Source organism: Mesorhizobium sp. M0293 (assembly GCF_040321735.1).
GTDB lineage: Bacteria > Pseudomonadota > Alphaproteobacteria > Rhizobiales > Rhizobiaceae > Mesorhizobium.
In genome coordinates, this window is the sequence record NZ_JAMYSA010000287.1 from 1 (window position 1) to 1,141 (window position 1,141).

Genomic DNA, 1,141 nt, shown 5'->3' on the forward strand with positions numbered 1-1,141 from the left:
CGCTCGAATATCCGCTGCGCCTTGGCCCGCGCGCCCGAATGGGGCGCGCGGGCGCGGGGGCCTCGACCGGCCGCGCGCTGTTCGACGCCGCACTTGACGGCGGCAGCATCGCGCTTGGTGCCGGCGCCTCAGCGATCGCGGTCGGCGCATCCGCCGATCTCGTCTCGCTCGACGCCGGCAGTCCCTCGCTGGCCGGCAAGACCGGCGACGCAATCCTCGACGCCTGGATCTTCGCCAATAGCAGCAAGGTCGACTGCGTTTGGGTGCATGGCCAAAGACAAGTCAGCGGCGGCCGGCATGCAAGGCGCGAGGCGATCGCCGAGCGATTTCGCGGCGTGATGACGGCGCTTTCGGCATGAGCATGACCGGGACAATAGGGACGGAAGGCGGCGGCTCGCTGCACCAGCGCATCCTGTCCGACATCAGCGAACGCATCATGTCCGGTGCCTGGGCACCCGGTCACCGCATTCCGTTCGAGCACGAACTGAGCGCGCAATACAATTGCTCGCGCATGACAGTGAACAAGGCGCTGTCGCAGCTTGCCAAGGCGGGACTGATCGAACGCCGGCGTCGTTCCGGCAGCTTCGTCCGCCGACCGCAGTCGCAGGCTGCGGTACTGGAAATCCATGACATCCGAATCGAGGTCGAGGCGCTCGGCCTGGCCTATCGCTACGAGCGCGTGGCGCGACACAAAAGGCGCAGCAGTGCCGAGAATCGCGCACTGCTGGAGCTGGGCGTGGCCGGGCCGGTGCTGGCGCTGGAGTGTGGTCACTTCGCGGGCGAGCGGCCGTTCGCGCATGAACAGCGGTTGATCAATCTCACCGCTGTGCCCGAAGCGGCCGACGAGGAATTCCTGGCCATAGCACCAGGACCATGGCTGATTGGCCGCGTGCCGTGGAGCGAAGCCGAGCACCGGATTCGCGCTGTCGCCGCCGACAGGCATATCGCGGCCGCGCTCGATATCGCAGCCGGCGCGCCGTGCCTGGTGGTCGAGCGTCGGACATGGAGCGCCGATCACCCGGTCACCCATGTGCGCTTCACCTATGCGGCCGAGAGCCACACGCTGGTGGCAAGGTTCACGCCGTCGCAGGGGTGAGGCTGATCTCCCCCCGTGGGGGAGATGTCCGGCAGGACAGAGGGG

1 protein-coding gene and 1 pseudogene are annotated in these 1,141 nt (G+C 67.8%); both read left to right on the forward strand.

Annotated elements, in window-relative coordinates; all coding sequences use genetic code 11:
* A pseudogene (locus NKJ06_RS35490) lies at positions 1-359 on the forward strand (formimidoylglutamate deiminase); the annotation flags it as partial.
* Positions 356-1,096, forward strand: coding sequence for a histidine utilization transcriptional repressor HutC (gene hutC / locus NKJ06_RS35495; RefSeq protein ID WP_352635296.1), 741 nt, complete (start codon positions 356-358; stop codon positions 1,094-1,096). The pseudogene NKJ06_RS35490 and the gene hutC, both read left to right, overlap by 4 nt.
* The last annotated feature ends 45 nt before the right edge of the window (positions 1,097-1,141 follow it).

Excerpts from the sequence above, each read along its gene's own strand:
- hutC (WP_352635296.1), top strand. The coding sequence starts at position 356 with ATGAGCATGACCGGGACAATAGGGACGGAAGGCGGCGGCTCGCTGCAC.